The organism is Arthrospira sp. PCC 8006 (assembly GCF_046480465.1).
Classification (GTDB): Bacteria; Cyanobacteriota; Cyanobacteriia; order Cyanobacteriales; family Microcoleaceae; genus Limnospira; species Limnospira platensis.
This window is the reverse complement of record NZ_PKGG01000002.1, coordinates 67,886-89,200: the sequence shown is the minus strand read 5'-3', so window position 1 is coordinate 89,200 and position 21,315 is coordinate 67,886. Positions and strand designations below refer to the sequence as shown.

Below are 21,315 nucleotides of genomic sequence, written 5' to 3'. Positions count from 1 at the left end.
ACATAGATAGTGATGGGATGGTCAGGGGTGCGAATCCCTTATATTCCACCAAGGGGTGGAAGTCCCACTAGGAGGTTATTTAAGGCATTGCAGCCCTATTTCACTCCTAAACGTCTCGCACATCGCCGTTACTCTCAACGCAATTGTTAAGAAATCGTTAAGATTCCCGATTTTGCGTTTTGACCTTGAGTTCCCTGCCTTGTTTTGTATATTTATATACCAAACTTTGGGACATATAAACATTTATGGGGATGCTCAGAGGCGAGCCTCTTATATTCAACCAAGGGGCTGAAGTCGCCATCAGGCGGTTATTTCGGGTGTTTCTACCCTATTTAATGCCTGAACGTCCCGCACTGTATATCGATTATATCAACTTAGTCCGCTGAAAAGCGATCGCCTAAGCGGTTACGTTCCATCAACTCAGTGATCTCAGACCTAGGTAATTCTGGCGGGTGCGGAAACTCCTGGTTTTCCTGAGAATACTCGCAGGCGATCGCCTCGGGGTAGGGTCTAACAGGTTTTGGTTTCCTAGGTCTAATAGTATTGGGTACATCAAACCCCTGAGCCGGTGGAGTTTGATTAACAGAAACTGGGGGAAGTTCCACAGTCGGACGGGGAACCTTCACAACTTGAGTATCAATAACAGGTTCTGGGTCAGCCACAGTCGCCATTGTGGTATCAATAGCAGGTTCTGGGTCAGCCACAGTCACAGAAGCGACCGTCGAGAAAGTATAAAAAATCCTACCATCATCTGTTACCTCAAACTCAGCCGCAAATTCCAGCGCCTTTTGGTCGAGATAAGCCTGAACTTGGGGACCGGGAAGCTGAGTAGCCAAAGCCAGGTCCAAAGGGGTGATCCGTCCTTGATGTTCCCGGATTAAAGCATAAAAAGCCGTATCGAGGCGTTGTTGTAGGCGGCGGGACTGGTAGGAGTAGTATCGCCATAGCATCCAGCCACCGACCCCAGAGGCGATCGCCAATAGCCAAGGAAAAGCCGTCCGCATGAGAAACAGTAAAAAAGCCACCGCCAGCAATAGAGATAAATACTCTCCGCCGCCGGGAGAATGGGGACTTGATTTTGGGGAAATCTGATTTTCGCTCATTCAAATAATGATTAAAGTTATGTTACATTTTTTATGAGAGGAGAGAACACTGGGTCTGCTATCCTCAGCACTTGGTGAAATTTCAGCATCTGCGTTCAGGCCCCCTAGGACTGAACCGAGAGGCATTCAACCAATCCCCGATCTTCTCAAGTAGCGAGATATAAATCACCCGTTGGGTTCAAGGTTAGCACTGCCATATAATTGACAGAGACCTTTAACCAAACTAAACGGGAAAGTCTGGCTAGTCTGGTGTATTGACCCATATGAGCGTTAGAGTTCAGACCTAACAACCAAGGCAGCAATTAATATTTTAGGAATCCTAGCTTCATGTTCTCAAAGGAAATCACCGAATCAAAAACCTACAAGTGGTTTGACGAAAGGCTAGATGTCCAAGCGATATCCGACGACATCACTAGCAAATACGTCCCTCCCCACGTAAATATCTTCTACTGTCTGGGTGGGATCACCCTAGTTTGCTTCTTAATCCAGTTTGCTACTGGGTTTGCGATGACCTTCTATTATAAGCCGACCGTCGCCGAAGCATTTACCTCTGTTCAGTACATCATGACAGAAGTAAGTTTCGGTTGGCTGATTCGCTCTATCCATCGCTGGTCTGCCAGTATGATGGTATTAATGATGATCCTGCACGTTTTCCGGGTTTACCTAACTGGCGGTTTCAAAAAGCCACGGGAACTCACCTGGGTAACAGGGGTAGTTATGGCAGTGATCACAGTTTCCTTTGGCGTAACTGGATATTCTCTTCCCTGGGATCAAATCGGCTATTGGGCGGTTAAAATTGTATCTGGAGTTCCCGAAGCTATCCCCATTGTAGGTTCAACTATTGTTGAATTGATGCGCGGTGGTGCTGCGGTAGGACAACCCACTCTCAGCCGTTTCTACAGCCTGCATACCTTCGTTTTACCCTGGTTGATTGCAGTATTCATGTTGCTGCACTTCCTGATGATCCGTAAACAAGGTATTTCAGGCCCCCTCTAAACTCTGCCTAAATCTTAAACCATCAGATGGGAGTAGCTTTTGCTACCCCGATGGTGGCAGAGCCGAATCATAATACTAAGGAGAGCGATCGCACCATGTCAATCATGAAAAAGCCGGATCTTAGTGATCCAGTCTTGAGAGCAAAAATTGCTAAAGGTATGGGCCATAACTACTATGGTGAACCAGCTTGGCCCAATGACTTGCTGTATATTTTCCCGGTGGTTATCGTGGGAACCTTTGCCCTAATCGTTGGTTTGGCAGTCCTTGACCCTGCTATGGTAGGAGAACCTGCCGATCCGTTTGCGACTCCCCTGGAAATTCTGCCAGAGTGGTACTTCTGGCCGGTGTTCCAAATTCTGCGGGTAGTCCCGAACAAATTGTTAGGGGTGTTAATGATGTCTTCCATTCCGGTAGGTCTATTGGTGGTTCCTTTCATTGAAAATGTCAATAAGTTTCAGAACCCCTTCCGCCGTCCTGTCGCTACAGCAATATTCCTATTTGGAACTTTTGTTACCCTCTGGCTAGGTATTGGCGCAACCTTCCCCATTGACAAGTCTTTCACTTTGGGCTTGTTCTAGTATAATGACACCAGAAATCGGGTTTCTTAGGCAATTGAGGCGAAGGTGTCCAATATTGTCTGGGAAGCTCGGTTTAGTTTTGATGAGGTTCAGAGTTATCGGGAGGGAAAGGTTATCGCTGAAGGGTCAAAAAAAATAACAGGTGCGATCGCCATTAGTATAATCTGGCTAATAGGAGCCATTAGCGATCGCCTTTGGTTTATCTTTGATCGGTCTGTACCCGCCTGGGACCCCGCCTATTACCTAACAGGAAGCCTGATCTACCGCCGCGCCTTCGAGGACCCCCAATGGTTTTCTGGTCAATGGTGGGATTATATCTGGAACCTGTCAGCCAAAATTCCCCCCCTGGTATATATTCTCACCATTCCCTTTCAAAATATATGGGATCCTAGTCCAGACACTGCGAACCTAGTGCATCTGTTTTTTAGTGCCATATTACTAGGGTCTGTGTACGGTATCGGATGCCAACTTTTTAACCGCCAAGTAGCTTTATGGGCGGCGGGTTTATGCTTATTACTCCCGGCATTATATTTATATCGTTTTGAATATCTCCTAGATTATCCCGTCACGGCCAGTGTCGCCTTCTGTTTTTTCCTGCTGACTATGTGGCGCAAATGTGAACAACCGCGTTATCAGTGGTTATGGGCGATCGCCGTAGGAATATCCGTAGGACTGGCATTTTTAGTCAAACAAACCACCGCCCTATTTTTGTTTGTTCCCCTGTTGTGGGTAACGGTGGGAACCCTAAAAAGACGGGACTGGGGAAGGTTTTTTCAAATGGCGATCGCTGGCTTGCTGTCTGTGTTAGTCTTCGGTCCGTGGCTGTCAAATACCTGGCTGTTAATGATCACATCAGTACAACGGGCCACTATATACGCCGCGCGCGCCGAAGGAGATCCTCCCTTAACCGACCCCGAAGCCTGGACCTACTATCTAAGTCTCCTCCCGGACCATGTGTCCTGGCCGTTATTATTAGTTCCCATTGTCGGTTTTTTACTTTACCTAATTCGGTGGCGCAGCCTTCCCCCAGACACCCCGAAATCTAGTTTCGCCTGGTTAGGAGTCTTTCTCATTGGGGGATATTTACTCTGTTCTCTCAACCCCAATAAAGACTTTCGCTACAATTTCGCCCTATTACCCATGCTCTCAATTGTATTAGCTTGGGGACTCACCCTCTGGCCGAAATGGTGGGGGGTGAGAGTGCGTTGGGGAACTTTAGCCCTAGCTGTGTTGTTAATGATCTTAACTCTGTGGCCCGTGGGTGGAGTTCCCGGTCAACAATTCCGCAGCTTGTTAAGTCCCGGAAATACCCGCCACGCMGAAATAGGCGTTAACTGGCCTCACCCAGAAATTATCTCAACCATTTTGGCAGCGGAACCCTACCTACAGAATACCATCGGGGTTTTACCTTCCACGGAAAATATCAATCAGCATAATATCGACTACTATGGCGCAATTAAAGATTTTCAGGTCTACGGTCGCCAGGTGGGTATTGCTTATGACGAAGTTTCTCAAGATGCTGGTTCCCTTTGTTGGTTTATCACCAAAACGGGAGATCAGGGTTCTGTCGATCGCATTAAAGAAGCCCAAGCCTTGATGGTAACAGCGATCGCCCAAGGTCCTCAATTCCCAGTTTATCGTAATTGGCTCCTACCAGATGGTAGCACTTTAAACCTCCATCGTTGCACCCCCTCACCCGTGGAAGTTTCCCCCCGCGCCGATATTTCTGAGGTCGTGAATTTAGAGGCGGTAATTGTTCCTGAAAGCACCCCCCCAGGGACTCCCATTCCCATTACCTACATTTGGTCAGGTCCCCCACAACAGCTTGAGTCGGGTTTGGTGTTATTAACTTGGACTGGATCAGATGATGACAATAATACCCAATGGTTCCACGATCGCGCCATAGGTTCAGGACGGCTAGAATTACCAGAAGACACAGCCACAGGGTTCGAGGTGGTTGAACGCATGGCTATGCTGCCGCCACCGGATGCTACACCGGGCAATTATACCCTGCAAGCCACCTATTTAAGCCGAGAAACCGGGGAAACCTATGCGATCGCCTCCCCCCCCATTACCCTCACCATTGACCCTAATGCAGCCCCCTCACCCGCCCCAGAATTGGATTTAATTACCCAACTTCAACAACTCGCCCTAAAACTTCCCCAGGGTATACAGGGACTGGAGGTAATTTTTAATGAAATTCGTCGCATTAACCAATATGATCCTGTCCAGGACTATACCAAACAGGCCCAAAAAACCCTAGCCTATAGGTTAAACCAAGAACCGGATAATTTAAACCTAGCATATAGCCTAGCTWTAGCTTCCGTGTTAGAACAGGATGTAAATGGAGCGATCGCTGCTTTAGAAACAGTCACCAAACTCGATCCTAATAACCCCTTCGCCCATGGTTATCTCGCCTTTGTACACCTATATAATTTTAACGCTAGAGCTGCCGAAATTGCCCTAAAACCTGCCTTAGAGTTAAGCCCTGAACAACCAGAGTTTTTAGTATTACGGGGGGTTTCTGCCCTGTTACAAGGGCGCTTTATGCAAGCCAAACAGGACTTACAAGCATTAAGTTTAATTAATAATTGATAATTAATAATTATTAATTGTAGGGGCGCGCCTCCGCTGTCAATTCTCCATCCCCACAACCATCTTAATAAACCCGCCCCACCTGCTGTCAATTCTCCATTCCCACGACGATATTAATAAACCCGCCCCACCGTTTCGACTGAGAAACCGGGTTTCTTGACCACCATATGGGTGGTGCGTCAGATGAACAAAATTTGCCGTTGACCCGATAGGTTATCCCTCTGACGCACCCTACGATATGTGTAATAATTAATCATTGTAGGGGCGCGCCTCCCCTGTCAATTCTCCATTCCCACGACGATATTAATAAACCCGCCCCACCGTTTCGACTGAGAAACCGGGTTTCTTGACCACCATATGGGTGGTGCGTCAGATGAACAAAATTTGCCGTTGACCCGATAGGTTATCCCTCTGACGCACCCTACGATATGTGTAATAATTAGTAATTGATAATTACTTACTATTTGAATTGGCTGTAGCGCACTAGACAAAAACTAAAGGTTTATCCTTTAAGGGGCTAAAGGCTTCAGCGTCGAAGCGGTAGAGGGTGGCGGGTCGTCCTGCGCCGCGAGAGGTTTTGATACCTGTGTCAGACAGAAAGCCTAGCTTGAGTAAACGGGCGCGAAAATTGGAATAGTCCGAGAAACCCTCACCTAAAACTGTTAGATAAAATTGGTATAATTCCCCTAGGGTAAAGAGTTCTGGCAGTACATCAAAAGCTACTGGACTGTATTCTAACTTATTACGCAGGCGACGATATCCATATTCTAAAATCTGATTATGGTCAAATGCTAGAGATGGTACTTCTTCTATGGGATACCAAGCTACCCCGGTTGATTGATTAGGAATTAGTTGGGCTTCCTCAAATCTAACTAGGGCAAAATAACTCACAGATAGGTAACGAACATTATAACTCCCTGCACTTTCTCGCGGATCGCGATGGGGTCCGCCAAAACTATAAAGCTGTTCTAAATAAAGGTTTTCTACCTTGATTTTTTCATCTAAAATCCGATAAGCTGCATCTTCTAAAGATTCCCCTTGACGCACTAAGGTCCCCGGAAGACTCCAACGATCGCAAAAAGGTTGCTGTTGTCGCATTACCAATAATACCAACAGGCGATGAGCAGCGGTATCAATGGAAAAAATAATATTATCCACTCCTACCTTAAAGTCAGCGAGGGGGTGGCTAGTCGATGGTTGTGGGGGATTTCCTGCCATATTCAGGACTGCTGGCCAGAACTAGATTGATATAAATTTTGGCGGGCGATATAATCAGCCACCGCCGCCGGAATGGGATGGGGATCACCTGCTTGGCGAAAATCAGTGGAGGAAACAGGTAAACCCTGCCAATTGGCGATCGCCACTTTTCCCCCTAACTCCCGCAGTTTTGCCAAATCGGAGTCTTCAATGTCGTAGCCTGGTCGGGGAACCACTAATAAGTTAACCTCACCCAACAGATCATTAATTTTATACCAACGGGGTATCTGTGATACCAAATCTGAGCCGATAACTAGGGTAAAGTGATCATTAAGCCAAGATTTCCGAGCCTGGTGGACGGTTTCAAKGGTGCGGCGACTGCTAAGTTCTGGTTTGAGCAAAATATTATTTCGGGGTGGATAAATTGAGTTAATCAACACAAATAGCATGGCTTGTCGATGGTCCAGGGAAGCCCCATGAGACTTAAAAGGGTTATCAGCAGCCCAGACTAAAACGCGATCGAATTTCTGAGCTAGTTGAGTTAGAATAGACTGGTGGCCTTCTGTGGGAGGATCGGCGCTGGTTCCAAACAAGGCAATTCTGCTCATCGATTAATGCTCATCACTGGGTTTATTATCCCTATATACGGGGAAACTCGCAACAATAATCATCATCCTTCCGTAACCAGAACAGTCAGCATTGTAGTCCAAAATAACAATTCACAAAATACCCCTTATGGCTAAAGAATTGGCGATTGAAACCCGGGGACTAACCAAACAATTTGACCGCCATATAGCAGTTCATGACCTTGACCTACAGGTGGCGGCGGGGGAAGTTTACGGATTGATTGGCCCTAATGGGGCGGGAAAAACTACCCTACTGCAGATGCTGGCGACTGCAGAAGAACCCTCAACCGGAGAGATTTATATTCACGGAGAAAGGCTATTACGCGATCGCACTAATCCCACTTTAAAGCAGTATATTGGCTATCTCCCTGATGATTTTCCCCTCTATGATGATCTGACAGTTGAGGATTATCTCGACTATTTCGCTGGATTATATTATCTCCGAGAACCTAAGCGATCGCAACGGATTTATGAAGTTTTAGAATTAGTGGATCTTACCCATAAACGCCATAGCCTAATTGCTACCCTGTCTCGGGGGATGAAACAAAGGTTAAGTTTAGGGCGGACAGTAATTCATCAACCCCTCTTGCTGTTGCTTGATGAACCCGTTTCCGGGTTAGACCCCATCGCCCGCCAACAGTTTCGCGACATCATTAAAACCCTCCGAGAAGCCGGAATGACAATTCTCATTTCTTCCCATGTTCTCAGCGATTTAGAGGATTTTTGTACATCTATCGGTATTATGGAACTTGGCTATTTAGTCGAGAGTACATCTTTAGCCGAACTCTATCAGCGCCTGAGTAATCAACAAATTTTCATTTCCACTCTCGGACCTGTTAATCCCTTAGTTACACATTTAAAAAATTGTGCCAATATAGAAGAGTGGGAAGTAATTCCCGAAACTCAACAGATACGGGTGCAGTTTACCGGTGATTTAGAAACACAAGCCCTTTTATTGCGATCGCTCATAGATGCAGGTTTACCTATTACCCAATTTTATCCCACCCAGGATAATTTAGAATCAATTTTCTTGAAATTGGGACATAAACAGGCATCTTAAAACCGCTCACAATTAACCAACTATTCTTGACTTCAGGTAATGATTATGATACCTAATTTGATGGCATCTGTAGCTAACTGGAATCCCCAGTTAATTCGAGAATTAAAAGGCAGACTCAAACCTCGCAACATTACCTTAGTTAGTAGTGTTTCTCTCCTCAGCCAAGCACTGCTGATCTTCTTCTTTTATGCTCAATTACCCACCGAAAAAAGTCCCTATGGTCGATATGTCCTAGACTCTAAACAGTTACCCATAGTCATTGAATGGCAAACCTGGTGGAATGATATATTTATGACCCTGAATTGGATTTTACCCATGGCTTTAATGTTGGGTGGCGTGTATATGCTCATTCAAGATTTGGCCCTAGAGGAAAAGCGCGGCACCCTCAATTTTATCCGCCTCAGTCCTCAACCAGGTCGGGATATTTTAGCCGGAAAGCTAATGGGTGTTCCCATTTTACTATACCTAGGATTAGCTTTAGCTTTACCATTGCAGATTGTCGTGGCTATTAACGCACAAATACCCATGGGATTACTGTTATTACAATACGGGGTATTTGCTATTGTCGCCATGAGTTTATTTAGCCTATCTCTGCTATTACCTTTAGTAGGATTTGCCGCCGGGTGGCTAGGAGCATTAATCGCTGTATTTATAGTCTTTCCCAGCTTACAATTTTTTCAATTAATCTTTGGTGTAGCCCGATTAGCAAACGATAACCCAAATGCTTGGCAAGATTTTAATAATCGCTGGGATTTATGGATTAAATGGTTTAATATTCCGGTTAGCTATAATATAGCTGCCTGGTATGGGTTTATGAGCCTAAGTTTAGTGATTTTAATGGTGGGAACTTGGCAAGTTTTAAACCGCCGATTCAGTGACCCCGCCACCACATTACTTAGCAAAAAACAGAGTTATTTAGCAGTATTTAGCCTCAACATATTTTTACTGGGTTTTGTCACTCCTATCCGGTCTACCTCATGGCAGGACTTAGGAACATTTTTCCTATATGGGCTAATTCCCTGGTGCTTATTGTTGGCGATCGCCGCCTTATCTCCTCAGCGTCAACCCTTGCAAGATTGGGCGCGTTATCGTCGAGAGTCTACCCGTAATCACCTCAAAAATCGCCAACTATTCCAGGATTTACTCTGGGCAGAAAAAAGCCCCAATATGTTAGCAATATTCGCTAATATCATGATCACAATTGTCCTGTGGACTCCCTGGATTTTGACCGCGAAATTTAAATTTAATTCTTACCAATCTCATCAAAATTGGCAGGTTATTTTTAGCTTGGTTCTCCTGGGTGGTTTAATTCTAATTTGTGCAACTGTAGCGCAGTTAATCCTACTCAATAAAATCATCAAACCGCAACTTTGGGCGGGAGGAATTATTCTCGCTATCCTGGTATTTCCTTTCATTTCCATAGTGCTTATGGCAATAGAACCCCACCAATATCCCCTGCCATTTTTGCTGTCTTTTATGCCTTGGGCTACTTTAGAATCAGCACAATTTATCGACTTTTTCCTGGCTATAGCTATCCAATGGACTGGCTTATTCTTACTGAATGTGAAGCTACATAAAAACTTGCTCAAAGCCGGAGAATCTCAATCTAAAGCCTTGCTAACTAACAGGTAGATTGACCTAGAGTTTTTCTAACTCAGATTTTCTAACTCAGGGTGATTGATAGCGATCGCCCTGTATTTATCTAATCGCCAAACGGTGTTATGGGATACAATTGTCATAATTTGTGGCTGTCATAATGGTGGATTACACACCCGACAGTAGACCTAGACCCTCCCCTGGGAGTCCACAATTCCTGAAATATGAAACCTAGAATTATCGTTTGCAATTTAGGACGCACTGGCTACAAAATTTTTTGTCTGTTGAGACAACAAGGAGCTATTGTTGTAGGGGTGAATGAGCAACCCGTCAAAGGTGAAGGATCAGATGTAGTTGTCGGTAGTTTTCGCGCCGCCTCTACCCTGTTAGCCGCTGGTATTCAAAGCGCCCATGCCCTCGTACTGGCTGGTAATGATGATGCTACCAATCTAGCAATTTTAATGCAAGCGAGGATTCTCAATCCCCAAATCCGAATTATTAGCCGTCTGTTTAATACTAATTTAGGACAAAGCCTCGATCGCATTTTACCAGATCATACTACCATGAGCGTCTCCGCCCTAGCCGCTCCCGTGTTTACCTTTGCCGCTTTGGGAAGTCGTGCTATTGGTCAACTGCGACTATTTAACCAAACCTGGCCAATTCATGAAGAATTTATCGATCCTGAACATCCTTGGGTCGGTAAAAGCCTCCATGACCTATGGTGCGATCGCGATCGAATGCTGATCTATTACATTCCTAATAATAGCCACTTAGATCTAGTTTCAGCAGTTATTGAGGGACAAAAACTTGATGTAGGCGATCGCCTAATTATTGCCACTAAACCCAGTATCCGCACCCAGCGTTTCAGCCTCTATCAAAGGGGGATGAAATTCATCAACAGCCTAAAAAAGTTTCAACAGCATGGCAAAAAAGCCCTTTTAATAACCCTGGTGTTAATGCTGACAATTTTCTTGGCTACCCTAACTTATGTAAGCATTAACTTAGATAATTCCCTAGTTGACTCCCTATATTTTTCAGTAGGAATGATTACCGGGGCTGGTGGTAATGAAAAAGTTGCAGAAAATGCCCCTGATAGCATTAAAATCTTCACCGCCATAATGATGCTAGTAGGTGCCGGGGTAATTGGTGTCTGTTACGCCTTACTTAATGACTTTGTACTAGGAACCAGGTTAACTGAATATCTCAACGCTACACGGGTTCCACAACGCAACCATTATATAATCTGTGGTTTGGGTGGCATTGGTGTTCTAATTGCTGAACAACTACACCGCAGCGGCTATGAGGTAGTGGTCATTGATCGCGATCCTAACTGTCGCTTTATCAGTACAGTGCGATCGCTTAGAATACCCTTTGTCGAAGGTGATGCTTCCCTGTCGTCTGTCTTAGACAGCGTCAATGTTCGACAAGCAGAAGCCCTCCTCGCCGTCACCAGTGACGACACCGCCAACCTAGAAATAGCCCTCAGCGCCAGGGCTATAGCACCCCACCTGCGGATGATAGTTCGTAACCAAGACCCTCAATTTGGGTTAATGGTTCAGCAGGTATTTGATTTTGAGACCGTTCTGAGTCCCACAGAAATTGCTACGCCCGCCTTTGCGGCGGCGGCGATCGGCGGTAGAATTTTAGGCAATGGCATCACCGCTGATAGTCTTTGGGTCGMCCTCGCTACCCTCATCACCGCTAACCATCCCTTTTGCGGACAAAAGGTGAGAGATGTCGCCACCAGAGTTGATTTTGTCCCCCTGTACATCGAAACCAACAGCCAAACTATACATAGTTGGAAGTTATTAGACTCCCTGCTAAATCCTGGAGATGTTCTTTATTTGACCCTTCCCGCGCACCGTCTCCAACAACTTTGGCATCCTCTATCTATTAACCGTCTCCCCGGGAATTTGAGCCAAACCGAAAAAGCCACCAGCGACAGATAACTTATCCCTGATGTCTGCAATGTTTTCCTGCTAACCGTTTCAGGTTTTCAACTCTACTATAGAATTTGTGACAAAAATCTCTTAGTCCGTTCTTCTTGAGGATTGTTGAAAAACTCCTCTGGAGTCCCTTCTTCCACCAACAGACCATCTGACATCAAAACAACGCGATCCGCTACTTCTCGCGCAAATCCCACCTCATGGGTGACACAAACCATCGTCATCCCCTCACTAGCCAAAGTCCGCATCGCATCCAATACTTCCCGCACCATTTCCGGGTCGAGGGCGGACGTAGGTTCATCAAATAACATAATTTTCGGTTGCATAGCTAGGGCGCGGGCGATCGCCACCCGTTGCTGCTGACCCCCAGAAAGCTGACCCGGATACTTTTTCGCCTGTTCCAGAATACCAACCCTTTCCAAAAGTTGCATAGCCACCTCCTCAGCCTTAGCTTTCGGCCATCGCCTCACCCAGATCGGTGCTAGGGTGACATTTTGCAGGATGGTTAAATGGGGGAATAGGTTAAACTGCTGGAACACCATTCCCACTTCCCGACGAATTTCCTCAATATTTTTCAAATCATGGGAAAGCGTGATCCCGTCAATAACAATACTCCCTTCCTGAAATTCCTCCAAAGCGTTAAATGTCCGAATAAACGTAGATTTTCCCGAACCACTCGGACCCATGATCACCACCACCTCACCCCGTCTCACCGTTAGGCTGACACCTCGGAGAACATGGAAGTTATTACCATACCACTTATGGACATCCTGAGCGATAATGACAGCATCAGAAACGGGTGTTTGCGAGTCTTGGGGCGGACCGGCTTGTGTCTGTGTCATTTTAGGTACAATTCAAGTCATATTAAATTTTACCGTCGATTATACCTGAAATCTGCCCGGACTGCCCGACACAGATTTTTTCGTTTTTACTTGCGATCGCCCCCTTTATATCGCTAAGATAGAGTGTTTGGGTTAAAAAAGTTATGAGGAACCATTATGTCAAAGCGAACTCAAGTCGTTCTCACTAAGGATGTTAGCAAATTAGGACGCGAAGGCGATTTAGTAGAAGTAGCCCCCGGTTATGCGCGCAACTATTTGCTACCCTATAGTTTCGCAGTCCGCGCCACTCCCGGTATTCTCAGACAGGTCGAACGCCGCCGGGAAGAAGAACGTCAACGGTTGATTGAACTTAAACAACAAGCCCAATCCCGCAAAACCGCCCTGGAAACCATCGGTCGGTTTACCATTGCTAAACAAGTCGGCGAAAATGAGGCTATCTTTGGAACCGTCACCACCAGCGAACTAGCCGAAGCCATTCAGAAGGCGACAGGTCAAGAAGTAGATCGCCGTGGTATCACCTTACCTGATATTAACAAAATTGGTTTCTATAAGGCTGAGATCAAACTCCATCCTGAAGTTACCGCCACCGTGGAAATCCATGTAGTTGCTGAGTAGCTATCTGCTACCATAGAACTATCCTGGGGCGCAAGCCAGACGCGCCCCCGCTTCCGCTAATTAATAACTGTTAAACAGCCACTATCTACTATCTACCGTCTACAATATCCTAATTATGGCTGAGAGTCTGCCGATATCGCCGTTAAGCAACGATCGCAACCCTCCCCAAAATATTGAGGCGGAGGAAGCCATTTTAGGTGGCATACTTCTTGACCCGGAAGCTATTAGTCGCGTCGCCGACATCCTCAAACCAGAACATTTTGCCATTAGCGCCCATCAAAGTATTTATCGGGCTACCCTAACCCTTCATTTACAGGGAAAACCCACAGATTTAATGACCGTTACTACCTGGTTAGCAGATCATAATCAATTAGATGCTGCTGGCGGTCAGATGAAGTTAGCCGAATTAGTCGATCGCACTATTTCCGCTGTTAATATTGACCAGTATTCTTTATTGGTCATAGATAAGTTTTTGCGCCGTCAGTTAATCCAAGCTGGTCAGGAAGTCGCCCAGTTAGGCTATCAGACTAACATGGAATTAGAAAAGGTGTTAGACCAAGCCGAACAGCGGATTTTTGGGGTAACACAAATTAAACCAAAACCCGATTTATTGTCAATTTCAGAAACCTTAATTGAGACATTTCAGGGCATTGAAGAACGCTCCGAAGGATTAGCATTACCAGGTATTGAATGCGGTTTTTATGACTTAGATGCCATGACCGGAGGCTTTCAACGGTCGGATTTAATTATTGTAGCTGGTCGTCCCTCTATGGGAAAAACCAGTTTTGCTATTTCCATCGCCCATAGTATTGCTAAAAAACACAATTTACCAATTGCCGTTTTTAGCCTAGAAATGTCTAAGGAACAGTTAGTTCAACGACTGTTATCTAGTGAAGCCAGAATTGAAAGTAATCGACTGCGATCGGGACGCATTAGCCAAGCTGAATGGGAACCCCTCACTCAGGCGATCGGAACCCTATCAGAATTGCCAATTTTTATTGATGATACTCCCAACCTTACAGTTACCGAAATGCGCTCAAAAACCCGCCAGCTACAGTCTAAACAAGGTGGTAACTTAGGGTTAGTTTTAATTGATTATTTGCAGTTAATGGAAGGGGCTAACCCTGATAACCGAGTCCAGGAATTATCTCGCATTACGCGATCGCTTAAAGGTTTAGCTAGGGAACTAAATCTGCCAGTAATCACCCTCTCCCAATTAAGTCGAGGCGTTGAATCACGCACCAATAAACGTCCCATGATGTCCGATTTAAGAGAGTCTGGTTGTTTATCAGGGGATAGTTTAGTCACCCTAGTAGATAGTCGTTTACCAGTTCCCATTCGAGAATTAGTTGGCAAATCTGACTTTTCAGTTTTAGCTGTAAATCCAGACACTCAAAAGTTAGAAAAAGCCACAGTTCAGCGAGTTTTTGCCACCGGAGTTAAGCCAACTTTTCATTTAAAAACTCGTTTAGGAGGTACTATACAAGCCACCGCTAATCATCAATTTTTTACCCTCAAAGGTTGGGAACGTTTAGATAAATTGACTACGGGTTGTCAAATCGCTTGTACCGCCGAAACTAATATTTATTGGGATGAAATTTCTGCCATTGAACCCGCTACAGAAACCGATGTATATGATTTAACAGTTCCCGGTTTACATAATTTTGTAGCTAATAATATCATCGTCCACAACTCCATTGAGCAGGATGCCGATATAGTAATTATGCTATATCGAGATGATTACTACAACCCAGATTCACCAGATCGCGGTCTAACCGAAATTATTATCACCAAACACCGCAACGGACCCACAGGAACTATCAAGCTACTTTTTGACCCTCAATATACAACCTTCCGTAATCTCGCCAGAGGCAGATAATTCTTACTTTTAATTATTCCCTGTTATCCATTATCCATTATCCATTATCCTGTAGGGGCGGGTTCCACTGTCAATGAAATATCCCACCAGTAAGATTACTAAACCCGCCCCACCCCACCTGGTTAATAATTAATAATTAATAATTAATTATTAATTCGCGGGTGATTGAGGGCGGGTTGATTAATATGGTCGGTGGGTAATCTAATTAACTGTTGAACCCGCCCCTACAACGTGATCAATTATCAATTATCAATTAATTCGCGGGTGATTGAGGGCGGGTTGATTAATATGGTCGGTGGGTAATCTAATTAACTGTTGAACCCGCCCCTACAACGTGATCAATTATCAATTATCAATTAATTCGCGGGTGATTGAGGGCGGGTTGATTAATATAGTCGGTGGGTAATCTAATTAACTGTTAAACCCGCCCCTACAACGTGATCAATCAATAATGAACAATTGTTAATTATTCATTATTCATTATTCATTATCCTATGGTGTGGATTTTGATAAAATTGGTTCCCTTAGCCTTCCCAGAAGGGATACCACCAATAATCAAAATTTTGTCTCCGGGGGAAGCCATTTGGCGCACTAATAGATAAGTTTGGGCTTGATTTATCAGTTCCTCAAAGGATTCTACCTCCTGTTCCAGCAGCAGAGGTTTCACACCCCAAACCAGGTTTAAACGATGGTAAACCTTGGGATTAGGAGTTAAGGCAACCACAGGCGCTTTCGGGCGTTCAGCCGCCGCTAATTGCCCAGTATAACCACTACAGGTGTAGGCAATAATACAATGTAGATCGATAATTTTATCAATGGTATTTATCGCTTCACTGATAGCATGGGTCTCATCATTGAACGCGGGTGGGTAGTTGATGAAATTGATTTCCGGTTCCACGTCCTCTGCAATTTTCGCTAACATTTCCACAGCCCGAATCGGATATTTACCAACTGCTGATTCCCCTGATAACATCACCGCATCAGTTCCATCAATAATTGCATTAGCTACATCGGAGGCTTCAGCCCTTGTCGGACGGGGATTATTGATCATACTGTCCAGCATTTGAGTAGCTGTAATTACTGGAATCCCTTTTTGATTGCAAAGGCGAATAATTTGTTTTTGCAGTAGTGGGACTCTTTCGGGACTCATTTCGACCCCCAGATCACCCCGGGCTACCATTAAACCATTACACTCGGAAATAATCTCCTCTAAATTAGCGATCGCTTGAGGTTTTTCGATTTTGGCCATCACCGATATTTGTGACGCATTTTTGGACGCTAAAAAGTCTTTAAGAACTCGCACATCTTCTGCGTTCCGCACAAAGCTAAGAGACACCCAATCAACACCTAGAGAAATCCCAAATTCTAAATCTTGCTGATCTTTTTCAGTTAAAGACGGTAAACGTAGAGTTAAACTGGGAAGATTAACCCCTTTACGGCTTTTCAGAGTCCCTCCTTCAATGATTTTACATTTAACTTGATTCCCGGAAATTTCCTCAACCTTCAATTCCAATAATCCATCATCTAGCAGAACCTGCGCGCCGATTTCCGCTTCTTCTCCCAGGTGCAGATAGTCGATCGCAATCGTATTAGGTTTACTCTCGTATTGGTCAATAGGAACTAGGGTAATATATTCTCCCGCCATCAATTGTATACCACCATCAGGAAGCTGTCCTACCCTAATTTTAGGACCCTGTAGGTCTTGTAATAGGGTGATAGATGTTTTTAACTCCTGTGAAATTTCTTTCAGTAGGGCGACTGTTTTGGTGTGTTGTTCATGGCTACCATGGGAGAAGTTGAGGCGTACTACATTCATCCCCGCTTGGATCATTTGATAAAGCACTTCACGGGAATTACTAGCTGGACCAATGGTAGCTACAATTTTAGTTCGACGGTTTAAAGGTTTCATAATCCCTTGAGTAAATAATTAGGTCAGTGTATGAATTGAGTTATCTGCGAGAGTCATAATCATAGGCGATCGCCTATTCATAGATCCGATAATCTCATGGATTTACATCAGCTCGCCACCTATATTATAAAAGTATATTGGCAATTTGATAACTCTCCCATACCCTCTATAATCTCTTCTTAACCCAATTTTAAATCACCGGACATTTTCAGGATTTGATCAACCCAACCACTTAGCCACCCAGCAACGCGACTTTCCGAGTATCAAATAATTTGACAATTCCCTCAGTCACGGTTTTTTTAATGTGTGGATCACATCCAGCTAAAAATTCCTCTGACGAGATTTCCTGTTGAAAAAACTTTTGGGCGCGGTTCCGTTGATTTTGCATTTCTGCAAATCCCATTTGCTTCACCATATATGTTGTCAAAGGTGAATTTTTGATATCATAGTAAGAATGCTGAGTTCTCCCTTTTTCCAGAAGAATAAGCACCGTAGATTCTAATTCATCTTCAGGGTGATAATCATTTTCTATTTCCGGCAGAAAATCTATCAAAGAAACCGTCACAAAATTTTCCGATGGCATTTCTCCCATTAAAGTAGAAACCGGAATTACGCGACCAAATCGCAGAGATAAGGCTTCTAAAAAGGCAATAGTAAATAATTTACTACCTAGATATAATCGACCCACGGCAATATTTCTTTTTGCCCTGGATACCAATTGTTCATAAATGCTATCTTCGGGATAGCCTCGGAATTGATGAAAAACCACTTCCGGCTTCAGAAAATTCATAAACCCTTCCATTTTTTGGAGGGCTGTTCTATATTGACCAATGGTGTAAGCACTAGGATTATTCAGATGATGATTAGTTTCAGGAATTAGGTTCCAGGTATTATCTAAAAATCTGGCTGCACTAGGATCGGCGAAACTCCGCACGTCACGATTAGCCATACGAATCGATCGCTTGACAGTTTCGATTAGCTCCCCATCGGTTAATTTAAGGTTGAATTTGTCAACGATCGCCTGTAATCTTTGATATAAAATATCGCTATTATTTAATCCGGTTTGGGTAGGAGTTCGGAAGGGAATTGTAGCTTCTATACAGGCGACTATTTTCGCTAACAACTCTTGACTCAGAAAAGGTTGTAATACTTTCGCCGCCACTAAAGCACTTAAAAACTCATTTTGCCCTTCTAAAGGTAAGAGCATTTTTCCCGGAGACATATCAAAAATTATCCGCACCATTTCAAAGGTGGGATCTTCAGGAATATCTACGGCTTCACGAATCCAAAGATGTTCTCCTACTTGGCGAATGAAGGGAACTAAGTAATAGGTAAGATTAAAGTTAACGCTTTGGTCAACCTGCACATAAACCACATCATGGAATAAGGCGGCTAATACCTCAATAGCATCTTCGGAACCTCCCACCTCAAAAATATGATCTGGGGTATGAAAATACCGCCACGGTCCGGTCATGGTTTGGACAATTAATTCCGAAATGCTGACCAGTTTTTTCGCGTCTACATCAATCCCAAGTTGATTCATTGCCCAAATTAACCTTTGAAGGCACTGCTGATTATAATCCTGTTGTATATCCATCCGACCCACTAAAATTAGACCAACCTCTATTATAAATATATTTATCCTCAGAGTTGGGGTGATTATCTATAATCTTCTTCAGTTAGATCATCAGCCCACATTCTCTATTGTGCTATGCTATCGTCGGAAATCAGGATATCTATTTCCGTAGCGATCGCTACCTTGGGTTCTAGGGGCAAGACAAACTGAGGGTTTCTCCCTACAGATGGCTATACTCCCCAGCTACCACTACCTCACCTGCTAACAGGAGTTATGTAATTTTACTCCAACCCGGCAGTACCTCCCAATTTTAAAGAAGATAATAGCATAATCAAGGATATTAATAACATCAAAGTTGAGATGGCATTAATGGCAGGTGTAACCGATAGTTTAATCATACCATAAACAAATAATGGCAAAGTAGTAGCACCTACCCCACTGGTAAAAAATGATACCACAAAATCATCTAATGATAAGGTAAATGCTAATAAACTGGCGCTGAAAATACCCGGCCAAATTAAGGGAAAAGTCACCCGCTGAAACACTCGCCATTCATTGGCTCCTAAATCTAATGCGGCTTCTTCTAGTCTAGGGTCAAGGTCTGCTACTCTCGCCCTGACTACAATGGTGACAAAGGAAATGCTAAAGGTGATATGACCAATAATTACAGTTGGTAAACCGAGACTTAATCGCATCCCGGTGAGGTTTTCTACTAGCCGAAAAATTAGGGTCATAAATACCAACAAGGAAATTCCCAAGGTGATTTCGGGGATAACCATTGGTAAAAATAGCAAACTTTCTAAAAGTTGATAACCAGGAAATTTATAGCGTTCTAATGCTAAAGCGATCGCCGTTCCTAAAATGGTGGCGATCGCACTGGAAATAGTAGCCACTATCAGACTATTATATAAGGCTGACCAAACTCCCGTCGTCGATAGATCCGCCGTCTGTGCTGGAATGCTTCCCAATAAACTCCTATACCAGTCTAGGGTAAATCCACTCCACACCGCGTTAAAACGGGAAGCATTGAACGAATAAACCACTAAAATGGCGATCGGTAGGTATAGAAACGCAAACCCTAGGGCGACATTTACCCACAGTCCAGTTTTACCCAGGGAACGGATTAGCAAATCAAGTCTGGTCACAGTTGATCGGTTCATATTGTACTCATTATCCTATCCTACTCCTATTGGCAGATATTCTCATCTTCAAATCTCCCTTATCATCCTGATAGCTAACTAATACAACCGCAAATCTACTGAGAGTGATACCACTCGCAAAATTAAGTGTTTGAAGTCACACACATCTGTGGAATATTTTTTATAATAGGGAGAAGTCAAGCCGAACTATAAGCAATATTAAACATTCAGTTCACCAAAACTAATGACTAGATATTTGCCTAGTCGAGCTGGGACTTGATCCGCTTTTGTCGGTTGTGGGGGGACTACTCTCCCCACCCACCTGTTGTCAGAAAAGTTGAATTGGGAGAAGGATTTTGATTGTTACCCTTATTGTGCGCCTGTATTTGGCGATCGCCATGCTAACATTTGCCTATTTGTTGCAAAAATTTTTACGCGATCGCACCACCCCGAAAACACAACTATCTTCATGGCAGATCTTAATCTTAGCAGCAGCATTATGGCCGATTGTTTTACCGATATCTTACTTAGAGCGAAAGGTCAACAAACCTAAAATCGTCATGAGTGAATTACCATCTTATCGATACTTAGGGAATCGCTCCTACAATCAATATCTGGGATACAGCGATCGTCGCGCTTCCTAAATATTCCCCAAAACCGCTATCTTCGTGGGTGCATTACTTACCGTTTTCAGCCATTTGGAAATAAACCCAAACTGGAACTATGACTAACATCATTAACAGTATAGACAGAGCTGAACCCAAAGGCCAATGACGAGCTTGCAAAAATTGATTCTGGATTAAATTACCAATCATCACGGTTTTCGACCCTCCCAAAATATCTGGGGTGATAAATGCTCCCAAAGCGGGAATAAATACTAAAATAGAACCCGCAATAATTCCCCGTCTGGTTAAGGGTAATAAAATCCTCCAGACTGTGCGGATATCGTTAGCTCCTAAATCTTGGGCGGCTTCAATCAAGGAAAAGTCGAATCTCTCCCAGGTTACATATAACGGTAAAATCATGAACGGTAGATAGCCGTAGATTAAACCAACTAGGACAGCAAAGGGGGTAAATAAGAGGTTGAGGGGTTCGTCAATTAAATGCAGGTTTTGTAGTAGGGTATTCACCACTCCCTGGTCTCGTAAAATAATCATCCAAGCATAAGTTCTCACTAAGAAATTAGTCCAAAATGGAATAATTACCAGCATTAACAATAAATTACGCCAACCACGAGGACGGGTAGCTATGAAAAACGCAAACGGATAAGCGATCGCTAAACAAATGATCGTCGTAAATGCCGCTAGTTCCAGCGATCGCACAAAAACTCTCAAATATAGGGGATTCAACAGCCTTTGATATTGCCCTACCGTAAAAGACCACACCACCCCCCCATAGGTTCCCCGTTCCAGAAAACTGTAAATCAGCACAATCACCAGCGGCACTACAAAAAATATCACTAACCACACCGTCGCGGGTAAGATTAACCATATTCTCTTGTTCACACCGACAGTTTCCCCCAACGGACTTGAAGCCTTCTGTTTACCAAAAATCATATCACTAGGGTGATTGTGTTAAGTTTTGTTACAAAAATTAAGAAATGTTAAAAAAATCGACTTTTTGGGGATACCCTTGACTTTATCGTTGACTTGCGGTAC

The 21,315-nt window shown here is 44.1% G+C and carries 17 protein-coding genes; 9 read left to right on the top strand and 8 right to left on the bottom strand.

Annotated elements, in window-relative coordinates; genetic code table 11:
• Positions 1 to 374 precede the first annotated feature (374 nt).
• Positions 375 to 1,103, bottom strand: a complete 729-nt coding sequence (locus B9T16_RS00785; protein WP_014276839.1) for a hypothetical protein — start codon at positions 1,101 to 1,103, stop codon at positions 375 to 377.
• Between the two features lie 327 nt (positions 1,104 to 1,430).
• On the opposite strand from B9T16_RS00785, the gene petB reads away from it, so the two are divergent.
• The 3 genes from petB to B9T16_RS00770 all read left to right on the top strand — a co-directional run bounded on the left by petB (position 1,431) and on the right by B9T16_RS00770 (position 5,272).
• Positions 1,431 to 2,099, top strand: a complete 669-nt coding sequence (petB, locus tag B9T16_RS00780; RefSeq protein WP_006616443.1) for a cytochrome b6 — start codon at positions 1,431 to 1,433, stop codon at positions 2,097 to 2,099.
• Between the two features lie 95 nt (positions 2,100 to 2,194).
• A complete protein-coding gene (gene petD, locus B9T16_RS00775) occupies positions 2,195 to 2,677 on the top strand; it encodes a cytochrome b6-f complex subunit IV (protein ID WP_014276838.1) in 483 nt (160 codons plus the stop codon).
• 45 nt (positions 2,678 to 2,722) lie between these two features.
• A complete protein-coding gene (locus B9T16_RS00770) occupies positions 2,723 to 5,272 on the top strand; it encodes a glycosyltransferase family 39 protein (RefSeq protein ID WP_410243896.1) in 2,550 nt (849 codons plus the stop codon).
• Positions 5,273 to 5,755: 483 nt separating this feature from the next.
• On the opposite strand, the gene B9T16_RS00765 is transcribed toward B9T16_RS00770, so the two are convergent.
• Both B9T16_RS00765 and B9T16_RS00760 read right to left on the bottom strand, forming a co-directional pair.
• The gene (locus B9T16_RS00765) at positions 5,756 to 6,490 is read right to left on the bottom strand and encodes an NUDIX hydrolase (RefSeq protein WP_006616567.1); all 735 of its coding nucleotides are present in this window, start codon (positions 6,488 to 6,490) and stop codon (positions 5,756 to 5,758) included.
• Positions 6,491 to 6,492: 2 nt separating this feature from the next.
• Positions 6,493 to 7,077: a nicotinate-nucleotide adenylyltransferase gene (locus B9T16_RS00760; RefSeq protein ID WP_410243895.1), complete on the bottom strand. Its 585-nt coding sequence runs from the start codon at positions 7,075 to 7,077 to the stop codon at positions 6,493 to 6,495.
• A gap of 127 nt (positions 7,078 to 7,204) precedes the next feature.
• Between B9T16_RS00760 and B9T16_RS00755 the strand changes: the two genes are divergently transcribed.
• From B9T16_RS00755 to B9T16_RS00745, 3 genes are all read left to right on the top strand, one after another.
• Positions 7,205 to 8,155: an ABC transporter ATP-binding protein gene (locus tag B9T16_RS00755; protein ID WP_410243894.1), complete on the top strand. Its 951-nt coding sequence runs from the start codon at positions 7,205 to 7,207 to the stop codon at positions 8,153 to 8,155.
• Positions 8,156 to 8,200: 45 nt separating this feature from the next.
• Positions 8,201 to 9,787 (top strand): hypothetical protein, encoded by a 1,587-nt coding sequence (locus B9T16_RS00750; protein ID WP_410243893.1) that lies wholly within the window; start codon positions 8,201 to 8,203, stop codon positions 9,785 to 9,787.
• Positions 9,788 to 9,975: 188 nt separating this feature from the next.
• Positions 9,976 to 11,700 (top strand): potassium channel family protein, encoded by a 1,725-nt coding sequence (locus tag B9T16_RS00745; RefSeq protein ID WP_410243892.1) that lies wholly within the window; start codon positions 9,976 to 9,978, stop codon positions 11,698 to 11,700.
• Between the two features lie 56 nt (positions 11,701 to 11,756).
• On the opposite strand, the gene B9T16_RS00740 is transcribed toward B9T16_RS00745, so the two are convergent.
• Positions 11,757 to 12,539 carry an amino acid ABC transporter ATP-binding protein gene (locus B9T16_RS00740; protein WP_006616437.1) on the bottom strand — a complete coding sequence of 261 codons (783 nt, stop codon included), beginning with the start codon at positions 12,537 to 12,539 and terminating at the stop codon, positions 11,757 to 11,759.
• Between the two features lie 156 nt (positions 12,540 to 12,695).
• Here B9T16_RS00740 and rplI point away from each other — a divergent pair, with 156 nt between their 5' ends.
• Both rplI and dnaB read left to right on the top strand, forming a co-directional pair.
• The gene (gene rplI / locus B9T16_RS00735; RefSeq protein ID WP_006616436.1) at positions 12,696 to 13,154 is read left to right on the top strand and encodes a 50S ribosomal protein L9; all 459 of its coding nucleotides are present in this window, start codon (positions 12,696 to 12,698) and stop codon (positions 13,152 to 13,154) included.
• A gap of 115 nt (positions 13,155 to 13,269) precedes the next feature.
• The gene (dnaB, locus tag B9T16_RS00730) at positions 13,270 to 15,033 is read left to right on the top strand and encodes a replicative DNA helicase (RefSeq protein ID WP_006616435.1); all 1,764 of its coding nucleotides are present in this window, start codon (positions 13,270 to 13,272) and stop codon (positions 15,031 to 15,033) included.
• 487 nt (positions 15,034 to 15,520) lie between these two features.
• Here dnaB and pyk read toward each other — a convergent pair whose 3' ends face one another.
• The 3 genes from pyk to B9T16_RS00715 form a co-directional block, all read right to left on the bottom strand.
• The gene (pyk, locus tag B9T16_RS00725; RefSeq protein ID WP_014276832.1) at positions 15,521 to 16,942 is read right to left on the bottom strand and encodes a pyruvate kinase; all 1,422 of its coding nucleotides are present in this window, start codon (positions 16,940 to 16,942) and stop codon (positions 15,521 to 15,523) included.
• Between the two features lie 232 nt (positions 16,943 to 17,174).
• Positions 17,175 to 18,539 (bottom strand): hypothetical protein, encoded by a 1,365-nt coding sequence (locus B9T16_RS00720; protein WP_410243891.1) that lies wholly within the window; start codon positions 18,537 to 18,539, stop codon positions 17,175 to 17,177.
• 260 nt (positions 18,540 to 18,799) lie between these two features.
• Complete coding sequence (locus tag B9T16_RS00715; RefSeq protein WP_410243890.1) at positions 18,800 to 19,678, bottom strand: ABC transporter permease; 879 nt, start codon at positions 19,676 to 19,678, stop codon at positions 18,800 to 18,802.
• Positions 19,679 to 20,013: 335 nt separating this feature from the next.
• On the opposite strand from B9T16_RS00715, the gene B9T16_RS00710 reads away from it, so the two are divergent.
• Positions 20,014 to 20,301 carry a hypothetical protein gene (locus B9T16_RS00710; protein ID WP_410243889.1) on the top strand — a complete coding sequence of 96 codons (288 nt, stop codon included), beginning with the start codon at positions 20,014 to 20,016 and terminating at the stop codon, positions 20,299 to 20,301.
• A 33-nt stretch (positions 20,302 to 20,334) separates the two neighbouring features.
• Here B9T16_RS00710 and B9T16_RS00705 read toward each other — a convergent pair whose 3' ends face one another.
• Positions 20,335 to 21,213 (bottom strand): ABC transporter permease, encoded by an 879-nt coding sequence (locus tag B9T16_RS00705; protein ID WP_014276828.1) that lies wholly within the window; start codon positions 21,211 to 21,213, stop codon positions 20,335 to 20,337.
• Positions 21,214 to 21,315: the final 102 nt, after the last annotated feature.